Origin of the sequence: Microbacterium sp., from assembly GCF_035556355.1 — a bacterium.
GTDB lineage: Bacteria > Actinomycetota > Actinomycetes > Actinomycetales > Microbacteriaceae > Microbacterium.
In genome coordinates this window covers 88602-103929 of the sequence record NZ_DATMFG010000057.1, presented here as the reverse complement: position 1 = coordinate 103929, position 15328 = coordinate 88602, and the positions used below count along the sequence as shown (strand labels likewise).

Sequence of the window (15328 nt, the reverse complement as noted above, 5' to 3'; positions counted from 1 at the left end):
ACTAGTTTCAGTACTGAATTACGGTTTGTGGTACGCTCCCAGTATGCCACGACCGGTTCGTGAACGGCATGTCCCGACGAGGACGACGCAGCGCCGCGAAGAGCTCATCGAGCGGTTGATCGACGTGTTCCTCGACGAGGGGTTCGCCGACACGAGCATCGAAGACCTCGCGCATGCACTGCGCTGCTCCAAGTCCACGCTGTACGCGGTCGCGGCCTCGAAGGAGCAGATCATCGTCGCCGTCGTGCGCGCCTTCTTCCGCCGGTCCGCCGAGCGCGTCGAGGCGGCGGTCGCCGACGAGAGCCTGGACCCGCTCGATCGCCTGCGCGCATACCTCATCGCGATCTCGCACGAGCTCGCGCCCGCCTCGCCGGCGTTCTTCGCGGACCTCGACAGCATGCCCGCGACGCAGGAGATCTACCGCGACAACACCCGGTTCGCCGCCCGCAAAGTGCAGGACTTCGTGCGGCAGGCCGCGCCCCGCACCTCGACGAGCACGGCCACGTTCATCGGCGCCGTCGCCGCCCAGGTCATGGAGGCGATCCACCGCGGCGAGATCGAGACGGCCACCGGCTACGACGACTCGGCCGCGTACCGCGCACTCGCCGACCTCATCGTGGCGGGCATGAGCAGCCGCATGGACTCCCCGACCACTCATCCCGACAATCCCTGACGCGAAGGAGCGCGATGGAAATCAAGGGAACGACCGCGATCGTCACGGGCGCGGCATCGGGCCTCGGCGCGGCGACGGCGCGCGCCCTGGCCGGGCGCGGCGCATCCGTCCTCGGCCTCGACCTGCCGGCGAGCATCGAGCGGGCCGAGCCCGTCGATGGCGTGACGTACGCCGCCGCGGACGTGACGAGCGAGGGCGAGGTGCAGGCCGCCCTCGACGGGATCGGCGCCGACGCGCCGCCGCTGCGGATCGTCGTGAACTGCGCGGGCATCGCACCTGCGCAGCGCCTCCTCTCGAGCAACGGCGCGCACGACCTGCAGGTCTTCCGGCGTGTGATCGAGGTCAACCTCGTCGGAACCTTCAACGTGCTGCGGCTCGTGGCCGAGCGCATCGCGCAGACGGAGGCCGACGAGCACGGCCAGCGCGGCGTCATCGTCAACACCGCCTCGGTCGCCGCGTACGAAGGCCAGATCGGGCAGGTCGCCTACGCCGCATCCAAGGGCGGAGTCGTCGGCCTCACCCTCCCCGCGGCGCGGGACCTCGCGCGCGCCGGGATCCGCGTGAACACGATCGCACCGGGCATCGTCGACACGCCGATGCTCGCGTCGCTCGGCCCCGAGGTCGGCGCGTCGCTCGCCGCCGCGATCCCGTTCCCCCAGCGGCTCGCGCGTCCGGACGAGTACGCCCAGCTCGCCGTCATGATCGTCGAGCACGACTACCTCAACGGCGAGACGATCCGCATGGACGGCGCGATCCGCATGGCCCCGCGATGACGGGGGCCACGACGGACTCGCGATCGCCTGTGCGCGTGTCGCGCGACGGTCTCATCGCGCGGATCGCTCTGACACGACCGGATGCCGCGAACACCGTGAACCTCGCGATGGCCCACGCGCTCGTCGAAGAGCTCGCGCGCCTCGCGATCGACCCTCCGCGAGTGCTCGTCGTCGAGGGCCAGGACGGGGTCTTCTGCGGTGGCGGCGATGTGCGCGAGATGGCGGCATCCGACGACGTCTCGGCGTACCTCGAAGAGCTCGCCGGGACGTTCCACGCCGCCCTCCTCGCGCTCGACGCGCTCGACTGCGTCACGATCGCCGCCGTCGACGGCGCCGCCGCGGGAGGCGGGCTGGGGCTCGCACTGGCGGCCGACATCATCGTCGCGACGGAGCGCTCCCGCTTCCTCACGGCGTACGAGAAGCTCGAGCTCACGCCCGACAGCGGCGTCTCGCACCGCCTCCCCCGCGCGATCGGCAGCGCACGCGCGCTCGCCATGAGCGTCCTCGGGCGGCCCCTCGACGCCGTGACCGCGCGCGAGTGGGGACTCGTCGCCGAGGTCGTCGCCGACGGCGCCCTCGGCCATGCGGTCGACGAGCTCGCGTCGAAGCTCGCCTCTCGACCGACGGCGCACCTCGCGGCCACGCGGCGGCTCATCCGGCGCGGCGCGACGACGGGCATCGAGGAGCACCTGGCGGCCGAGGCATCCGGCATCGCCGCCGCCGCGGCACGCCCCGACGCGCTCGCCGCGATCCGCGCGTTCGCCGCGCCCCGCAACCGCACCCCCGAAGGAGAGACCGCATGACGGCATCCGCGCCCTCGCTCGCCCGCCGCACGATCGTGATGTCGGGCGGCAGCCGCGGCATCGGCCTCGCGATCGCCCTGCGCGCAGCCGCCGACGGAGCGAACATCGTGCTGCTCGCGAAGACCGCGGAGCCGCATCCGAAGCTGCGCGGAACGGTGTTCGAGGCCGTTGAGCAGATCGAACAGGCCGGCGGTCGTGCGGCCGCCGTGGTGGGCGATGTGCGTGATGACGAGAGCATCGCCGAAGCCGTGGCGGTCGCGGTCGAGCGCTTCGGCGGGATCGATGTCTGCGTGAACAACGCGAGCGCGCTGCGGCCGCACAAGACGCTCGAGCTCACGCCGTCGCAGTACGACCTCATGCAGGACATCAACACGCGCGGCGCGTTCATGCTCACGCGTGCGTGCCTCCCGCGGCTGCTCGAGTCGGACAACCCGCACGTGCTCACCCTGAGCCCGCCCCTGAACCTGACGTCGCAGCGCTGGCTCGCCGAGTTCCCGGGCTATCTGCTCTCGAAGTACGGCATGAGCCTCGTCACGCTGAGCCTCTCCGCGGAGTTCGCGGACCGCGGGATCGCGATCAACTCGCTGTGGCCGCGCACGACGATCGGGACGGATGCGGTCCGCAACCTGCTCGGCGGCGACGCCGCCCTGGCGCGGGCGCGGCGGCCCGAGATCATGGCGGATGCGGCGCACGCGATCCTCACGGCGCCGAGCACCGCACGCACCGGGCAGCTCCTGATCGACGAGGACGTGCTCCGAGAGGCGGGGGTCGCGGACTTCGCCCCGTACTCGTACTCCGGCGTGGACGCGGGGCTGGACGGGGATTTCTTCCTGGACTGACTCAGAGGCTCTTGAACGCCTGCACGGCGGCGAGCGACGACGCGTCGACGATCTCGGCGCCGTAGCGCTCGAGCACGATTGCCTGCGTTGCACGCAGGTGAGCCGTCGCGAGCTTCGACGCCCCCTCGACGTCGCCGTCAGCGATCAGGCGCACGAGGGCGGCGTGGGTGCGGTGGGACTCCCGCTGCGGCTCGACGCCCGGGTACTGCGACGCAGCGTTCGCGGACTCGGCCCAGGTCTGCTCCTGGATCGACCAGATCGCCACCATCGCCCGCACGAGCAGCTGCATAGTCTGGTTGTCGAGCCCGGAGACGAGGACGTCGTGGAAGATGCGGGCGGCGGCGGAGTACCGCGCGCCGTCTCCGATGTGGGCCTCGGTGTCGCGGAGGGTCTCCTCGAGCGCCGGCACGATCGTCTCGTGCCGGTCGGCGCGCTGCGCGCACGCGGCCGCGCACATGGGCTCGATCGTGAGGATCGTGGCCGCGAGATCGGCGACGGTCACGCCCTGTCCCTGGAGCGAGAGCGCGAAGGCGTAGGCCGCGGACGACCAGTTCGGCTTGTGGACGTACGCGCCGCCGAACTTGCCCCGCCGGACGGTGATGAGACCCTCGGCTTCGAGGATGCGCAACGCCTCTCGCAGCGAGGGCCCACTCACACCGTACTGCGCGGTGAGGTCGTCCTGACGCGGCAGCGGGATGTCATCGGCCTCGCTGCGCAGGATCCGCTTGCGCAGGTCGGCGGCGATGGACTCCGCCACGCGGGGCGACAGACCTATCCGGGCGCCCTGTGCGCGCTCGCCTGCCTCATTCACAGTGCCTCATCTCGATGGAAAGCATCTTCACAAACCTTATATGGTTCATGGCGAGCGTCGGGATGAGCGCGCTACACGGCGAGGGTCGCGTGCGTGCCTCCTGCGCGACCAAACTCCTCCCAGCCGACCCGCTCGATCATCGCGAGCAGCCTGCGCGCACCTTCGTGCCGGCCCTCGGGGAGCCGCCGCACCGTCTGTGACGCGCGGGACAGCCACGAGACGTCCACTTCGTCGGTGAACCCCATCGCCCCGTACAGCTGGTGAGCACCGCGCAAGATCACGTCCGCCGAATGCTGTGCGGCGCTTCGCAGCGCCACCGCGTCGACTAGCGCGTCCTCGCGGACCACGTTCAAGCGCCACACGGCGTATTTCGCCAGCGCCTCAAGGGACTGGAGCGCGACCGACATGTCGGCCAACTGGAACCCGACCCCCTGGAAGCTGATGAGGCTGCGTCCGAACTGCTCCCGCTCGCGCGTGTAGCGCACCGTGTCCTCCACGGCGTGCTCGAGCAGCCCGAGCAGCCACCACGACTGAAGCGTGACCGCGAGCGCGGCCGACACCGCGGACCGCTCGCCCGTTGCATTCGCGGTCATGCTCACTGCGAACGGCGCGAGCTTGGTCCCGAGCGGCGCGCCGTCCGCCGACAACGAGTACGTGCGGCCCTCGAGGTCGACGCCCGTCCACCCGAGCGGCAGGTCGCCGTGCGACACGAGCGCGGGCGAGGAGTCCGCCACCAGCGCGAGCGCGCCGTCGGATGCCGTCCGCGCCAGCCGTTCGGTGACCGGGTAGGGCAGGGCGTGGAATCCTGCCGCGCGGCTCGCGCTCGCCGCCACCTCGAGCTCGAGGGGGTCTTCGAGCGGCCGCACGTCCCACAGCCCGATCGCGTCTACGAGGTCCGCGACCTCGGCGCGGACATCCGGATCCTCGACTGATCGCCGCAGCAGATCGACACCGCCCGCGGCGGCGATGCTCTCACGGAGGACTTCGCCGAGTTCCACGGCCTCCGCAGCCAAGGACGAGTTCATTCACGCTCCAAAGACTTCGCGATGGTCTGCTTGTTCATCTCGAGCGTCCCCGATGCGACCGTCGAGGACTGCGAGTAGCGCCAGTGGTCCTCGACCTCACGCTCGAAGTAGGACGAGTGATCGGTGGCCCCCACGGCCTGGGCGCCAAGCATCTCCATCAGGATGTCGGCGGCCTCCTGATCGAGCGTGGTCACCACGATGCGATAGGCCGCAGCCGAGAGCGGCGAGAGGTCCGCGGCGCCTTCGCCCACGAGCCGATACGCCAGGAGACGCGCCTGCCGAGCGCGCACGAGGGCCGCCGCCCAGCGCTCGCGCAGGGACTCGGGCAGTTCCGGCCAGCGGTCGCCGAGCTCGCGCGGGGCTTCCCGGAGCAGGCGCTCGGATCGCGCGTATCGGGCGATGCCGATCCGTTCGAATCCCAGCACCTCCGAGACGATGTCCCACCCCGCTCCGACCTCGCCCAGCACCTGGTCTTCGGGCACCCACGCATTGTCCAGGTACACCTCATTGAGGTGGTGCTCGCCAAGCATGGCGGGGATCGGCCGGACCTGCACGCCGGGCTGGTCCATCTGCATGAGGAACACGGTGATGCCGCTCTTGCGCCCGCCGGCAGGCCCCGTGCGGGCGAGGAGGAAGCACCACTGCGCCATTCGTGCGTACGAGGTCCACACCTTCTGCCCCGTGATCGACCAGCCGCCGTCGACCTTCGTCGCCCGCGTGCGCAGCGCGGGGAGATCGGATCCGGCACCCGGCTCGCTGAAGCCCTGGCACCACACGACCTCACCGGCGGCGATCGCGGGGAGATGCTGTGCCTGCTGCTGGGCCGTGCCGTGCCGCATGATCGCGGGGCCGACCCAGTTCACGCCCATGTACTGCGCGCCGCGCGGCTCGTGGGCGGCCCACATCTCCTCGCGGACGGCGGTCTGCTCCCACACGTCGGATCCCGCGCCGCCGTACTCCCGCGGCCACGCCGCGGCGAGCAGCTTGCGCCGGCCGAGCTCACGCGAGAACGCCTCGGTGAGGGCGAAGTCCTCGGCGTTCGGCGTGAACGCGCCGAGGAACCCGTGGGGGATGTGCTCCGCGATGAGAGCACGCAGCTGCGCGCGCAGCCGCGTCACGGATTCCGGTTCGCGGAAGTCGAGCACCGAGCACACCACCTTCCAAGTTTGAACTTCTCCAACTTTATAAAGATTATCTGGTCAGCGCCACTGCATGCTTCCGAGCGTGTCGCGCGGTCAGTCCGGGTCCGCGTGCGCCACCCGCTCCGAGAAGGCTTGGCGCGCGGCGGATGGGTGCACGCTCCACGCCGTAAGCGCCGCACGCTCGACATCGAGAGCGCCGCCCAGCACCGCGTCATGCACGCCCCGGTATAGGCCCACCGCGTTCGCGACGCTGCCCGGATCCAGCCGGGCGATCGCCGTGGCGAGCTCTCTCGCACGTGCGAGGAGCGATCCGTGGGGGACCACCTCGTTCACGAGCCCCCACCGCTGCGCCGTCTCGGCGTCGATGGGCAGACCCGTGAGACTGAGCTGGCGAGCCCGCCACGCGCCCACCGCTGCCGGGAGCGCGACGCTGAGTCCCCACCCCGGCGTGAGCCCGAGCGCGGCGTGCGTGTCGGCGAACCGGGCGCGCTCCGACGCGAGGATGAGCGAGCACGCGAGCGCGATTTCGAGCCCACCCGACACGCACGCGCCGTTTACCGCGGCGATCGACGGGGTCGACAGTGACCGCAGAGTCGTCGCGGGATCCACGGGCAGGGGCTCGTAACCGGGTTCGAGCAACTGCTTCGCGTCGACTCCGCTCGTGAATGCGGGGTCGGCGCCGGTGATCACGATGACGCGCACGTCGGGATCGGCATCCGCTTCGCCCAGAGCCTCCACGAGACGGGCGCGGGTCTCGCGATCGAGTGCATTGCGGGTCGGGGCATGATCGAACCGGATGACCGCGACGCCGTCGGCCGCCTCGGTGCGGATTCGAACAGCTTCGGACATCGGATCCTCCTCCGCATGTAATCTCTATAATGATTGACGGATTCACAAGGGCAATCAAGGATGACTCTTCCCGACTGCATCAGGCGCCGCCTGGCGCTCCCCGTCGTTTGCGCGCCGATGTTCCTCATCTCGGGGCCCGCCCTCGTGGCGGCCGCGCGGAGGGCCGGGTTCATCGGATCGTTCCCGCGTGAGAACACGCGCTCGCGGGGAGAGTTCGCCGACTGGTTGTCGCTGCTGCGGGACGACGCCCACGAGGCGGAGGACGCCGGCATTCGCGTCGGCCCGCTCGCGGTGAACATCCCCACGACCACGCCCGTCGACGAGCTCGTCGCCGACCTCGACCTGTGCCGCGCGTACGGCGTGGACATCGTCATCACGTCCGTCGGCAAGCCGGACGTCATCACGCCCCTCGCCCACGAGCGCGGCCTCCTCGTCCATCACGACGCGACCTCCATCGCGTTCGCCGAGAAGGCGATCGCCGCCGGCGTCGACGGGCTCAACTGCATCGGCGCAGGAGGCGGCGGCCACTCGGGGACGATCAGTCACCTCGTGCTCATCCCGCGGCTGCGGTCGATGTTCGACGGCACGCTGTCACTCGCCGGCGCCGTCGCAACGGGAGCCGCCGTGCGCGCGGCCGAGGTGCTGGGGGCGGATCTCGCATTCGTGGGCACACGGTTCGCCGCGACGACCGAGTCGCTCGCCCACCCCCGCCAGAAGGACTGGATGGTCCGAGGGGACTCCCGTCGCCTGCGCTACACCGCGAAGGTGAACGGCGTGCCCGCGAACTGGATGCTCGACTCGCTCGAGCACCACGGCATCGACCTCGACGCCCTCCCCCAACCCGAGCGACGGGGCCACGACCACCTCCCCGACGAGGTGCGCCCGTGGCGGGACCTGTGGTCCGCAGGCCAGGGCATCGACCTCATCCGCGACACGCCGACCGTCGCAGAGCTCGCTCGGCGCCTCGCCGCGGAGTACCTCGCCGCGTGCGACGTCCCCGACCACCGGGGAGTGGCACAGGCTCTCGTCGCCGCATCCGACCCCGCCGCATCCGAAAGGACCCCCATATGACCGCCGCCCGCCTGCTCGACGCCCTTCCGCACAGCGACGAGATCCTCCTCGACGCCGTCGACGGGTCCCTCGTGGTGACGCTCAACCGCCCGGCGCGCGCCAACGCGCTCACCGAACCGCTCATGCGCGACCTGCGGGAGCTGTGGGGGGCTGTCGCGTCCGCCTCGTGGGTGAGGTCGGTCATCCTGACGGGCGCGGGAACCGCCTTCTGCGCGGGCGCGGATGCGGCGATGCTGTCCGAGCCGCGCACGAGCATCGGCGCGGATGCCGCCGAGGAGTTGTCGTTCGTGCCCGGCCCGCACCTCGACGTGCCGGTCATCGTCGCCATCAACGGCGTGTGCGCAGGCGGCGGCCTGCACTTCGTCGCGGATGCCGACATCGCCATCGCGTCCGAGACCGCCCGGTTCATCGATCCGCACGTCACGGTGGGGCAGGTCAGCGGCCTCGAGCCGCTCGAACTGCTCCTGCGCGCCCGGCGCGACGTCGTCGTGCGCATGGCGCTGCTCGGGCGGAGCGAGAAGCTCGACGCCCGCGCGGCCCAGGCCGCCGGACTCGTGTCCGAGGTCGTCGCGCCCGACGACCTCCTCTCGCATGCGCTCGCGCTCGGCGCGCGGATCGCCGAGGGATCGCCCGAGGCGATCCGCCTGACACGCGCCGCGATCCGCACGTTCGAGGCCAACCTGCTGCGTCCTCACCTCGACGCCGGGTGGCGGGCGGTGCAGGACCACTGGCCGCACCCGGACGCGCACGAGGGCCCGGTCGCGTTCCTCGAGAAGCGCGCACCGCGCTGGGCCACGACGGAGTGACTCCCCGCGGCGCAGCGCCGCACGACGGTCAAGGGAGGTCGCGCAGGGTCCCGCCGTCGACCTGGATGTTGACGCCCGTCGTCCAGCTGGACGCGTCGGACGCGAGGAACACGATCATGCGCGCCACCTCGTCGGGCGTGCCGGTGCGGCCCATCGAGATCGTCTCCAGCTGCATCATCCGCTTCTCGACGTCGTCGGCCGTCACACCCATGTGCTGGGCGGCGGACTCGTATCCCGCGAGCACGCTCTCGCTCTTGGTCAGGCCCGGAAGCACGCAGTTCGCGAGGACGCCGTACTTGGAGTATGCGCGCGAGATGGCCCGCGTGGCATTCATGAGCGCGGCCTTGGCCGCGCCGTACGAGGCGAACCGGGGGTCGGCGGTGCGGCCCGCCGTCGAGCCGACCGTCACGATCCGGCCCCAGCCGCGCTCGCGCATGACCGGCACGCACGCCATCGCGAGGCGGATCGCGCTCAGTGTGTTCACCTGGTACGCCTGCATCCAGCTCTCGTCAGAGAAGTCGCGCAGGTGCTCGCCCGTCGACATCCCGGCGGCGGTCACGACGCCGTCGATCCGCCCGAACACCTCGAGCGCCGCATCGCGGATCCGCTCTCCGGATGCCGGGTCGGATGCGTCGATCGCCAGGCCGTGCACGGATCGCTCCGCGCCGCCCAGCGCGTCGACAACGCCGCGCAGGCGGTCCTCGCCACGCGCGCAGAGCAGCGCGGATGCGCCCTCCTCCACCAGGATCTGCGCGGTCGCCTTCCCGATGCCGGCGCTCGCCCCCGTGATGATGTAGGCGCGCGATGCCACTCCGAGATCCATGCTCACTGCTCCTTCGTCAGGTCACGTGTGTCAGGGGTGATCCCCTGGGATTTGAGTTCGTGCTTCTGCACCTTCATGGTCGGCGTGCGTGGCATGTCGTCCACGCGGCGTACGAACCGGGGCACCGCGTACCGCGGCAGGTCCTTGGCCACCGAGCGCACGATGTCGACGACATCCGCCGTGTCCTCCTCGAGCAGGAGGGCGGCCATAACTTCGGTCTCACCGTCGACCTCGACTCCGTAGACGGCCGCCTCGCTGACCTGCGGGTGGGCGACGAGCACGCTCTCGACCTCCCACGCCGAGATGTTCTCGCCGCGGCGACGCAGGGAGTCCTTCGCGCGCTCCGCGAAGAAGATGTCTCCGGCGGCGGTGAGGTGGCCGCGGTCGCCCGTCGTGAACCACAGGTCGATCGTCGCCGCGACGGTCGCACGGTCGTTGTTGTAGTACCCGCGCGTGAATATGTCCTCGACCTTCGGCCGCACCTGGATGTCGCCGGTCGTGCCAGCCGGTACAGGGCGTCCGCACTCGTCCACCACGCGCACCTGGAACAGCGAGCTCTCCCGCCCCGCCGACCCCGGCGCACAGCCGCTGCCGGGGATGTTGACGGCGGCCATCGGCGCCTCGGTGAGGCCGTACACCTCGAGGAGCTCCACGCCGTAGCGGTCGCGCCACTCCTCGCGGTCCCGGAGCGAGGCGCCGGCCCCGTACGCCAGGCGCACGGAATGGTCGCGGTCCTTGACAGGATCCGGGTCACCCGACGCGGACGAGATCATCGCGAGCACGGATCCGAGGTAGTTGAAGACGGTGATGCCGCGCTCCCGGCAAAGCTTCCAGAACCCGCTGCTGCTGAACTTCGACTCGAGGTCGATCGCCGCACCGACCGCGAGCGCCGCCATCACACCGCTGTAACGCGCGTTCTGGTGGTAGAGCGGGAAGAAGTTGAGCAGCCGGTCAGCGGGTCCGTATCTGCCGACCTCCGCGACGTACTGCCCGAGACGGATGCAGCCGCGCTGGTTGTGCACCACGCCCTTCGACGGGCCCGTCGTGCCGGACGTGTAGAGGATCACAGCGCCATCGTCGGAGTCGGGGGCCGTCCACCCGCTCGGATCGACGTACAGGTCGCGAAGGGAGGCGGCCCCCTCCGGGTCGCCGTTCACGATGATGCGCACGTCGTCGCCGACGAGCTTGCGGACCTCCGGCACGTAGGCGGCGTCGCACACGACCGTCTCCACCTCGCTGTCGCTGATGAGGTGGTGCAGGAGGCTGCCGCGGTAGTTCGTGTTGAACGGGGTCTCGACGCATCCGAGGATCGACGCCGCGAACCATGTGTCGATCACCTCGTGCGAGGTGTCCATGAGGATGCCCACGCGTGAGCCAGGCCCGAGGCCGTACGCCTGGAGGCCGCGGGCCAACGACCTGACGTCGTGGTGCAGCTGCTCATAGGTGCGGCCCGCGCCGTCGACACGCAGCATCTCCTGGTGCCCGTACAGCGCAGTCCGCTCGGACAGGAACGTCGCCATCGCGGTCACTGCAGTACCTCTTCGTCGCTGTGGCTGTTACTTCGCGCTGCTTCGCTGGGCGAACCGGTTGATGCGCTCGAGCGCATCGGAGCCGAGCATCGTCTCGTACGCGTCCTCCATGGACGACAGCGGACGCGTCTCGTTGAGGATCTTCTTGTAGTTGCGGATCGCGATCGGCGAGGCCTTCGCCAGCTGGCCGAGCACCTCGCTCACCGCGGCCTCGAGGCCGTCGTTCGGCACGACCTTCGTGAGCAGTCCGCCGGCGAACGCGTCGGCCGCGCTGAACGTCGTCCCGGAGTACAGCCAGTAGCGCAGGATCGCCGGGGGGACGCGGTCGCGCAGGAGGCGGGGCATGTGTCCGTCGACCACTCCGACGCGGGATTCGGGCATGCCGAACTTCGAGCGCTCCGTCGCGATGGCGATGTCGCTGCACAACGCGATCGTGAGGCCGCCGCCGAGGCACAGACCGTCGATCGCGGCAATCGTCGGCTTCGGCAGACTGCGGATGGCCTCGAACGGCACCGCCTCGTCGTATCCGAAGATGTCGAGGCTGCGGTCGTTCAGCGAGCTGAGCATCTCCTTGAGATCACCCCCCACGGCGAAGTTGCCCTGGGTGCCCTGCAGCACGACCGCGGTCACCGAGTCATCGAGGTACGCCGAGCGATAGATGTCGCGCAGTTCGGCGTACAGCTTCTTCGTCAGGGCGTTCCGCGCCTCCGGCCGATCGAAGACGATCCGGAGGACACCGTCGTCCAGCGTGGTGGTGATCTTCTCTGACATGCCCGTCACCTTATCATCCAATTCTTTACAATGAATACATTGTTCGTTACATTTACGGGAAGATGGACGCGATGCTGCAGACCGTGACGCTCTCGAAGACGACGACCGAGATCTATCGCGCGGGCGCCGGGCCGACGCTGCTTCTCCTCATGGGCGCGGGCACGCCGAAGACGGCGTGGTACCCCGTGATCGAGCGCCTTGCGCCGACCGTGCATTGCGTCACGTTCGACAACCGGGGCGTCGGAATGGCGTCCGACATCTCCGAACCCCTCACCATCGAGCAGCTGGCAGACGATGCCGCCGAGATGATCGAGTATCTCGGTGGGGACCCGGTACATGTCGCCGGAGTCTCACTCGGCGGCATGATCGCGATGCGACTGGCGGCGGGGCATCCGGATCTCGTGAAGAGCCTCACGCTGCACTCGACCGCCGCGAGCCTGAACGGTCGCGTGCGCGACGTTCAGGACCTGCGCATTGCGCTGATCGACTCCGGCGCTCCGCTCGACGCGCTCCGGCACCTGATCGCCCTGTGGTCCGAGGGCTCGGCCGGCCCCGACTTCGAGTTGCCGCGAGGCACCGCGGCCCCGCGGCGCTTCAAACCGCGAGAACTACGTCAACCACCTCGCGGCGGCGCGGGACCACGCGATGACGGCGCAAGATCTCGCCTCCATCGCGCTGCCCACCCTGATCACGGTGGGCAGCGACGACATCCTGACCACTCCCGCGGATGCCGCGCACCTGCACCGGTCCATCGCGGGGTCCACGCTCGTCACGGTCGAAGGCGCCGGGCACGGGCATTACCTCTCGGACCCCGACATGATCGCCATACTGCAGGCGGGCTGGGTCCATCGGAACGAGTAGATCGACGCACTTGGAGGGGAACGCATGCGCGCCACGATCGAGACGGTCGAGCTTCCGTCGACTTGCACCGAGATCTACAGGAAGGGCGAGGGGCCGACACTCGTGCTCATCCAGGGCGGCGGAACGGGCAAGCGCGCGTGGTATCCGATCATCGACCGCATCGCGGACCGTGTGCACTGCCTCGCGTTCGACAACCGCGGCGTCGGCAAGGGGGCCGACATCGGGGACTCGCTCACAATCCACGACCTGGCCGGCGACGCGGCGGAGCTCATCGAGTGGCTCGGCGAGGGACCCGTGCACGTCGCGGGGGTCTCGCTCGGCGGCATGATCGCGATGCGGCTGGCCTCGGAGCGACCCGACCTCGTGAAGACTCTCACGCTGCACTCGACGACCGCCAAGCGGAACGGCCGTGGCCAGGACGCCGCCGACTTCCGGATGCGGATCCTCGACCTCGGCCTTCCCGTCGACGTCCTCCGGCGCTTCGTCGCGCTGTGGTCGGAAGGGGCGGCGGGGCTGACGTGGAATATCCCCGATGACGTCGTCAACACCGAGAGCTTCGACCGGCACAACTACGAGATGCAGATGGAGGCCGCTCGCGGCCACCACATGTCGGTCGAGGAGCTCAACCGGATCACGAGTCCGACCCTCATCACCGTCGGCAGCGACGACATCCTCACCACACCTGAGGACGCGAAGCATCTGTGGCGGTCCATTCCGGGTTCGCGGCTGATCAAGGTTCAAGGCGGCGGGCACGGCTATTACATCGACGACCCCGACCTGGTCGCGATGCTCCAGGCCGGGTGGGTCGCGCAGCACTCGCACACTCCCTGACACTGAGCCGACACGATTCAACGATGAAACGAGAGGCAATCACATGAAGAAGACACTGTTCCGCGCGGTGGCGATCGCCGCCGCGGTGGGCATCGCCGCCGTCGCCGGCGGCTGCTCGTCGCAGGAGCCCGAGCCCGCCGACACCGGCGAGCCGGTCTCGGCCGAATGGCAGGCGGTCGTCGACGCGGCCAAGGAGGAAGGCGCCGTCGTGTGGTACTCGACGGCGCCACCTGCCGCCCGCGAAGCGCTCAAGGCCGCGTTCGAGGAGGAGTACCCCGAGATCACCGTCGAGATCCGCGCACTCAACACGGCGGACATGCAGGCCGCGCTCCAGGCCGAGCACGACACGGGGACACCGGGTGCGGACGTCGTGTCGAACGTCGACTACTCGTGGATCTACGAGCGCATCGAGGAACCCGACTTCATGACGCCGCTCGAAGCGCCCGTCTTCGAGGAGCAGGAGTGGGTCGAAAGCGGCTACGTCCTCGACGACAAGGCGGTCATGCCCCGATCGGCCTGGTGACGATCGGCTGGAACACGGAGCTGTTCCCCGAGGGCATCGACAGCTACGACGACCTGCTTGACCCGAAGCTGGGCGGCGGCACGATCGGCTCCGTGGAGGCGACGCTCACGGCCGTCTACGCCGACTGGTACAGCTTCGTCGAGGAGAACCACAACCCGGACTTCGTCGAGGAGCTCGCGAAGCAGAACCCGACGTTCTACCCGAGCGCCGCGGTAATGGTCGAGGCGCTCACGGCTGGTGAGATCGCGGTCGGCGCGTTCACGACCGCGGCCGACATGACGCGCCTCAAGAACGAGGGCGCGCCGGTGGACTTCTACCTGCCCGATCCGGCGTGGCTCGTGCAGAACATCTTCTACATCGTCGAGTCGGCTGGCCACCCCAACGCCGCCCAGGTGTTCATGAACTTCTTCGGCAGCCCCAAGGGACAGGCGGCGATCGCGCAGTTCGGTGTGTCCCCACTGTCGGAGGTGTCCGACGAGACGCTCGGCGGCGAGACCCCGGTGGTCCTCGTGAACATAGGCAACATGCTCGACCCGGAGTGGGTCGCCGACTACCAGGCACGGTGGGCCGAGGCGTTCGGACGCTGATCCGCCGCTCCGGCAGAGGCGAGGGCCCCGCACCGATCGGTGCGGGGCCCTCGTGCATCCGGCGATGCCTCAGCGGTTGGGATCGCCGTGGCCCCCCGAGCCGTCGGGTCGCGCGACCTGCATGAGCAGTGTCGCCGCCACGGCGGGCTTCTGCTCGCCCTCGCGGTCGAGGGTCAGGTCGACCTTCATGCGGCAGCCCGCGTCGGTCGGGACGACCTCGGTGAGCTTCGCGTTCATCCGAATGCGCGAGCCGCTGCGGACGGGAGCGGTAAAGCGCACGCGGTCGAGTCCGTAGTTCATCTGCATCGGCGAGTCGGTGATCCACAGCAGCGACGGCCACAGTGCGCTGATCATCGACAGCGTGAGGAACCCGTGCGCGATCGTGCCGCCGAAGGGGCTCGAGGCCGCACGATCGGTGTCGACGTGAAGCCAATAGTGGTCGTTGGTGATCTCGGCGAACGTGTCGATGGACGCCTGCGGGATCGTCAGCCACTCGGACGGGCCGAGCTCCTTTCCGACCATCGATTCCAACTCCTCGTATCGAATTCTCATGGCGCCCCTTCCCGAGGCCTATTATATTAATAATATAATACATTATTTATTCGAGCATC

At 69.6% G+C, this 15328-nt stretch carries 18 protein-coding genes and 1 pseudogene; 11 read left to right on the top strand and 8 right to left on the bottom strand.

What is annotated here, in order from left to right; translation table 11 throughout:
• Positions 1 to 43: 43 nt before the first annotated feature.
• The 4 genes from VNR19_RS16605 to VNR19_RS16590 are packed head-to-tail and all read left to right on the top strand — an operon-like array spanning position 44 to position 3088.
• Positions 44 to 673, top strand: a complete 630-nt coding sequence (locus VNR19_RS16605) for a TetR/AcrR family transcriptional regulator (protein WP_325728384.1) — start codon at positions 44 to 46, stop codon at positions 671 to 673.
• A 14-nt stretch (positions 674 to 687) separates the two neighbouring features.
• Positions 688 to 1446 (top strand): SDR family NAD(P)-dependent oxidoreductase, encoded by a 759-nt coding sequence (locus VNR19_RS16600; protein ID WP_325728383.1) that lies wholly within the window; start codon positions 688 to 690, stop codon positions 1444 to 1446.
• A 35-nt stretch (positions 1447 to 1481) separates the two neighbouring features.
• Positions 1482 to 2249, top strand: coding sequence for an enoyl-CoA hydratase/isomerase family protein (locus VNR19_RS16595; protein ID WP_325728382.1), 768 nt, complete (start codon positions 1482 to 1484; stop codon positions 2247 to 2249).
• Positions 2246 to 3088 carry an SDR family oxidoreductase gene (locus tag VNR19_RS16590; protein ID WP_325728381.1) on the top strand — a complete coding sequence of 281 codons (843 nt, stop codon included), beginning with the start codon at positions 2246 to 2248 and terminating at the stop codon, positions 3086 to 3088. The genes VNR19_RS16595 and VNR19_RS16590 overlap by 4 nt, the downstream gene beginning before the upstream one ends.
• Position 3089: 1 nt before the next feature.
• Here the strand turns inward: VNR19_RS16590 and VNR19_RS16585 are convergent, their stop codons facing one another.
• From VNR19_RS16585 to VNR19_RS16570, 4 genes are all read right to left on the bottom strand, one after another.
• The gene (locus VNR19_RS16585) at positions 3090 to 3899 is read right to left on the bottom strand and encodes a FadR/GntR family transcriptional regulator (protein WP_325728380.1); all 810 of its coding nucleotides are present in this window, start codon (positions 3897 to 3899) and stop codon (positions 3090 to 3092) included.
• Positions 3900 to 3970: 71 nt separating this feature from the next.
• The gene (locus VNR19_RS16580) at positions 3971 to 4924 is read right to left on the bottom strand and encodes an acyl-CoA dehydrogenase family protein (RefSeq protein ID WP_325728379.1); all 954 of its coding nucleotides are present in this window, start codon (positions 4922 to 4924) and stop codon (positions 3971 to 3973) included.
• Positions 4921 to 6069, bottom strand: a complete 1149-nt coding sequence (locus tag VNR19_RS16575) for an acyl-CoA dehydrogenase family protein (protein ID WP_325728378.1) — start codon at positions 6067 to 6069, stop codon at positions 4921 to 4923. The genes VNR19_RS16580 and VNR19_RS16575 overlap by 4 nt, the downstream gene beginning before the upstream one ends.
• Before the next feature lie 90 nt (positions 6070 to 6159).
• On the bottom strand, positions 6160 to 6915 hold the full coding sequence (locus VNR19_RS16570) for an enoyl-CoA hydratase-related protein (protein ID WP_325728377.1): 756 nt from the start codon (positions 6913 to 6915) through the stop codon (positions 6160 to 6162).
• A 60-nt stretch (positions 6916 to 6975) separates the two neighbouring features.
• Between VNR19_RS16570 and VNR19_RS16565 the strand changes: the two genes are divergently transcribed.
• Positions 6976 to 7986 carry an NAD(P)H-dependent flavin oxidoreductase gene (locus VNR19_RS16565; RefSeq protein ID WP_325728376.1) on the top strand — a complete coding sequence of 337 codons (1011 nt, stop codon included), beginning with the start codon at positions 6976 to 6978 and terminating at the stop codon, positions 7984 to 7986.
• Positions 7983 to 8792: an enoyl-CoA hydratase/isomerase family protein gene (locus VNR19_RS16560; RefSeq protein ID WP_325728375.1), complete on the top strand. Its 810-nt coding sequence runs from the start codon at positions 7983 to 7985 to the stop codon at positions 8790 to 8792. The genes VNR19_RS16565 and VNR19_RS16560 overlap by 4 nt, the downstream gene beginning before the upstream one ends.
• 28 nt (positions 8793 to 8820) lie before the next feature.
• On the opposite strand, the gene VNR19_RS16555 is transcribed toward VNR19_RS16560, so the two are convergent.
• Genes VNR19_RS16555 through VNR19_RS16545 form a run of 3 tightly spaced genes read right to left on the bottom strand, consistent with a single transcriptional unit; the run spans position 8821 to position 11915 of the window.
• Positions 8821 to 9615, bottom strand: coding sequence for an SDR family NAD(P)-dependent oxidoreductase (locus VNR19_RS16555; protein WP_325728374.1), 795 nt, complete (start codon positions 9613 to 9615; stop codon positions 8821 to 8823).
• A gap of 2 nt (positions 9616 to 9617) precedes the next feature.
• A complete protein-coding gene (locus VNR19_RS16550; protein WP_325728399.1) occupies positions 9618 to 11135 on the bottom strand; it encodes an AMP-binding protein in 1518 nt (505 codons plus the stop codon).
• Positions 11136 to 11171: 36 nt separating this feature from the next.
• Positions 11172 to 11915 carry an enoyl-CoA hydratase/isomerase family protein gene (locus VNR19_RS16545; RefSeq protein ID WP_325728373.1) on the bottom strand — a complete coding sequence of 248 codons (744 nt, stop codon included), beginning with the start codon at positions 11913 to 11915 and terminating at the stop codon, positions 11172 to 11174.
• 62 nt (positions 11916 to 11977) lie between these two features.
• Between VNR19_RS16545 and VNR19_RS17320 the strand changes: the two are divergent.
• The 5 genes and pseudogenes from VNR19_RS17320 to VNR19_RS16525 form a co-directional block, all read left to right on the top strand.
• Positions 11978 to 12367, top strand: a pseudogene (locus VNR19_RS17320) (alpha/beta fold hydrolase); the annotation flags it as partial.
• A gap of 193 nt (positions 12368 to 12560) precedes the next feature.
• Positions 12561 to 12776 carry an alpha/beta fold hydrolase gene (locus VNR19_RS16540; protein ID WP_325728372.1) on the top strand — a complete coding sequence of 72 codons (216 nt, stop codon included), beginning with the start codon at positions 12561 to 12563 and terminating at the stop codon, positions 12774 to 12776.
• 24 nt (positions 12777 to 12800) lie between these two features.
• A complete protein-coding gene (locus VNR19_RS16535) occupies positions 12801 to 13607 on the top strand; it encodes an alpha/beta fold hydrolase (protein ID WP_325728371.1) in 807 nt (268 codons plus the stop codon).
• 43 nt (positions 13608 to 13650) lie between these two features.
• Complete coding sequence (locus VNR19_RS16530) at positions 13651 to 14130, top strand: extracellular solute-binding protein (RefSeq protein ID WP_325728370.1); 480 nt, start codon at positions 13651 to 13653, stop codon at positions 14128 to 14130.
• Positions 14127 to 14717 carry an ABC transporter substrate-binding protein gene (locus VNR19_RS16525; RefSeq protein ID WP_325728369.1) on the top strand — a complete coding sequence of 197 codons (591 nt, stop codon included), beginning with the start codon at positions 14127 to 14129 and terminating at the stop codon, positions 14715 to 14717. Before VNR19_RS16530 ends, VNR19_RS16525 begins: the two co-directional genes overlap by 4 nt.
• 69 nt (positions 14718 to 14786) lie before the next feature.
• On the opposite strand, the gene VNR19_RS16520 is transcribed toward VNR19_RS16525, so the two are convergent.
• Positions 14787 to 15269: a MaoC family dehydratase gene (locus tag VNR19_RS16520; RefSeq protein WP_325728368.1), complete on the bottom strand. Its 483-nt coding sequence runs from the start codon at positions 15267 to 15269 to the stop codon at positions 14787 to 14789.
• Positions 15270 to 15328: the final 59 nt, after the last annotated feature.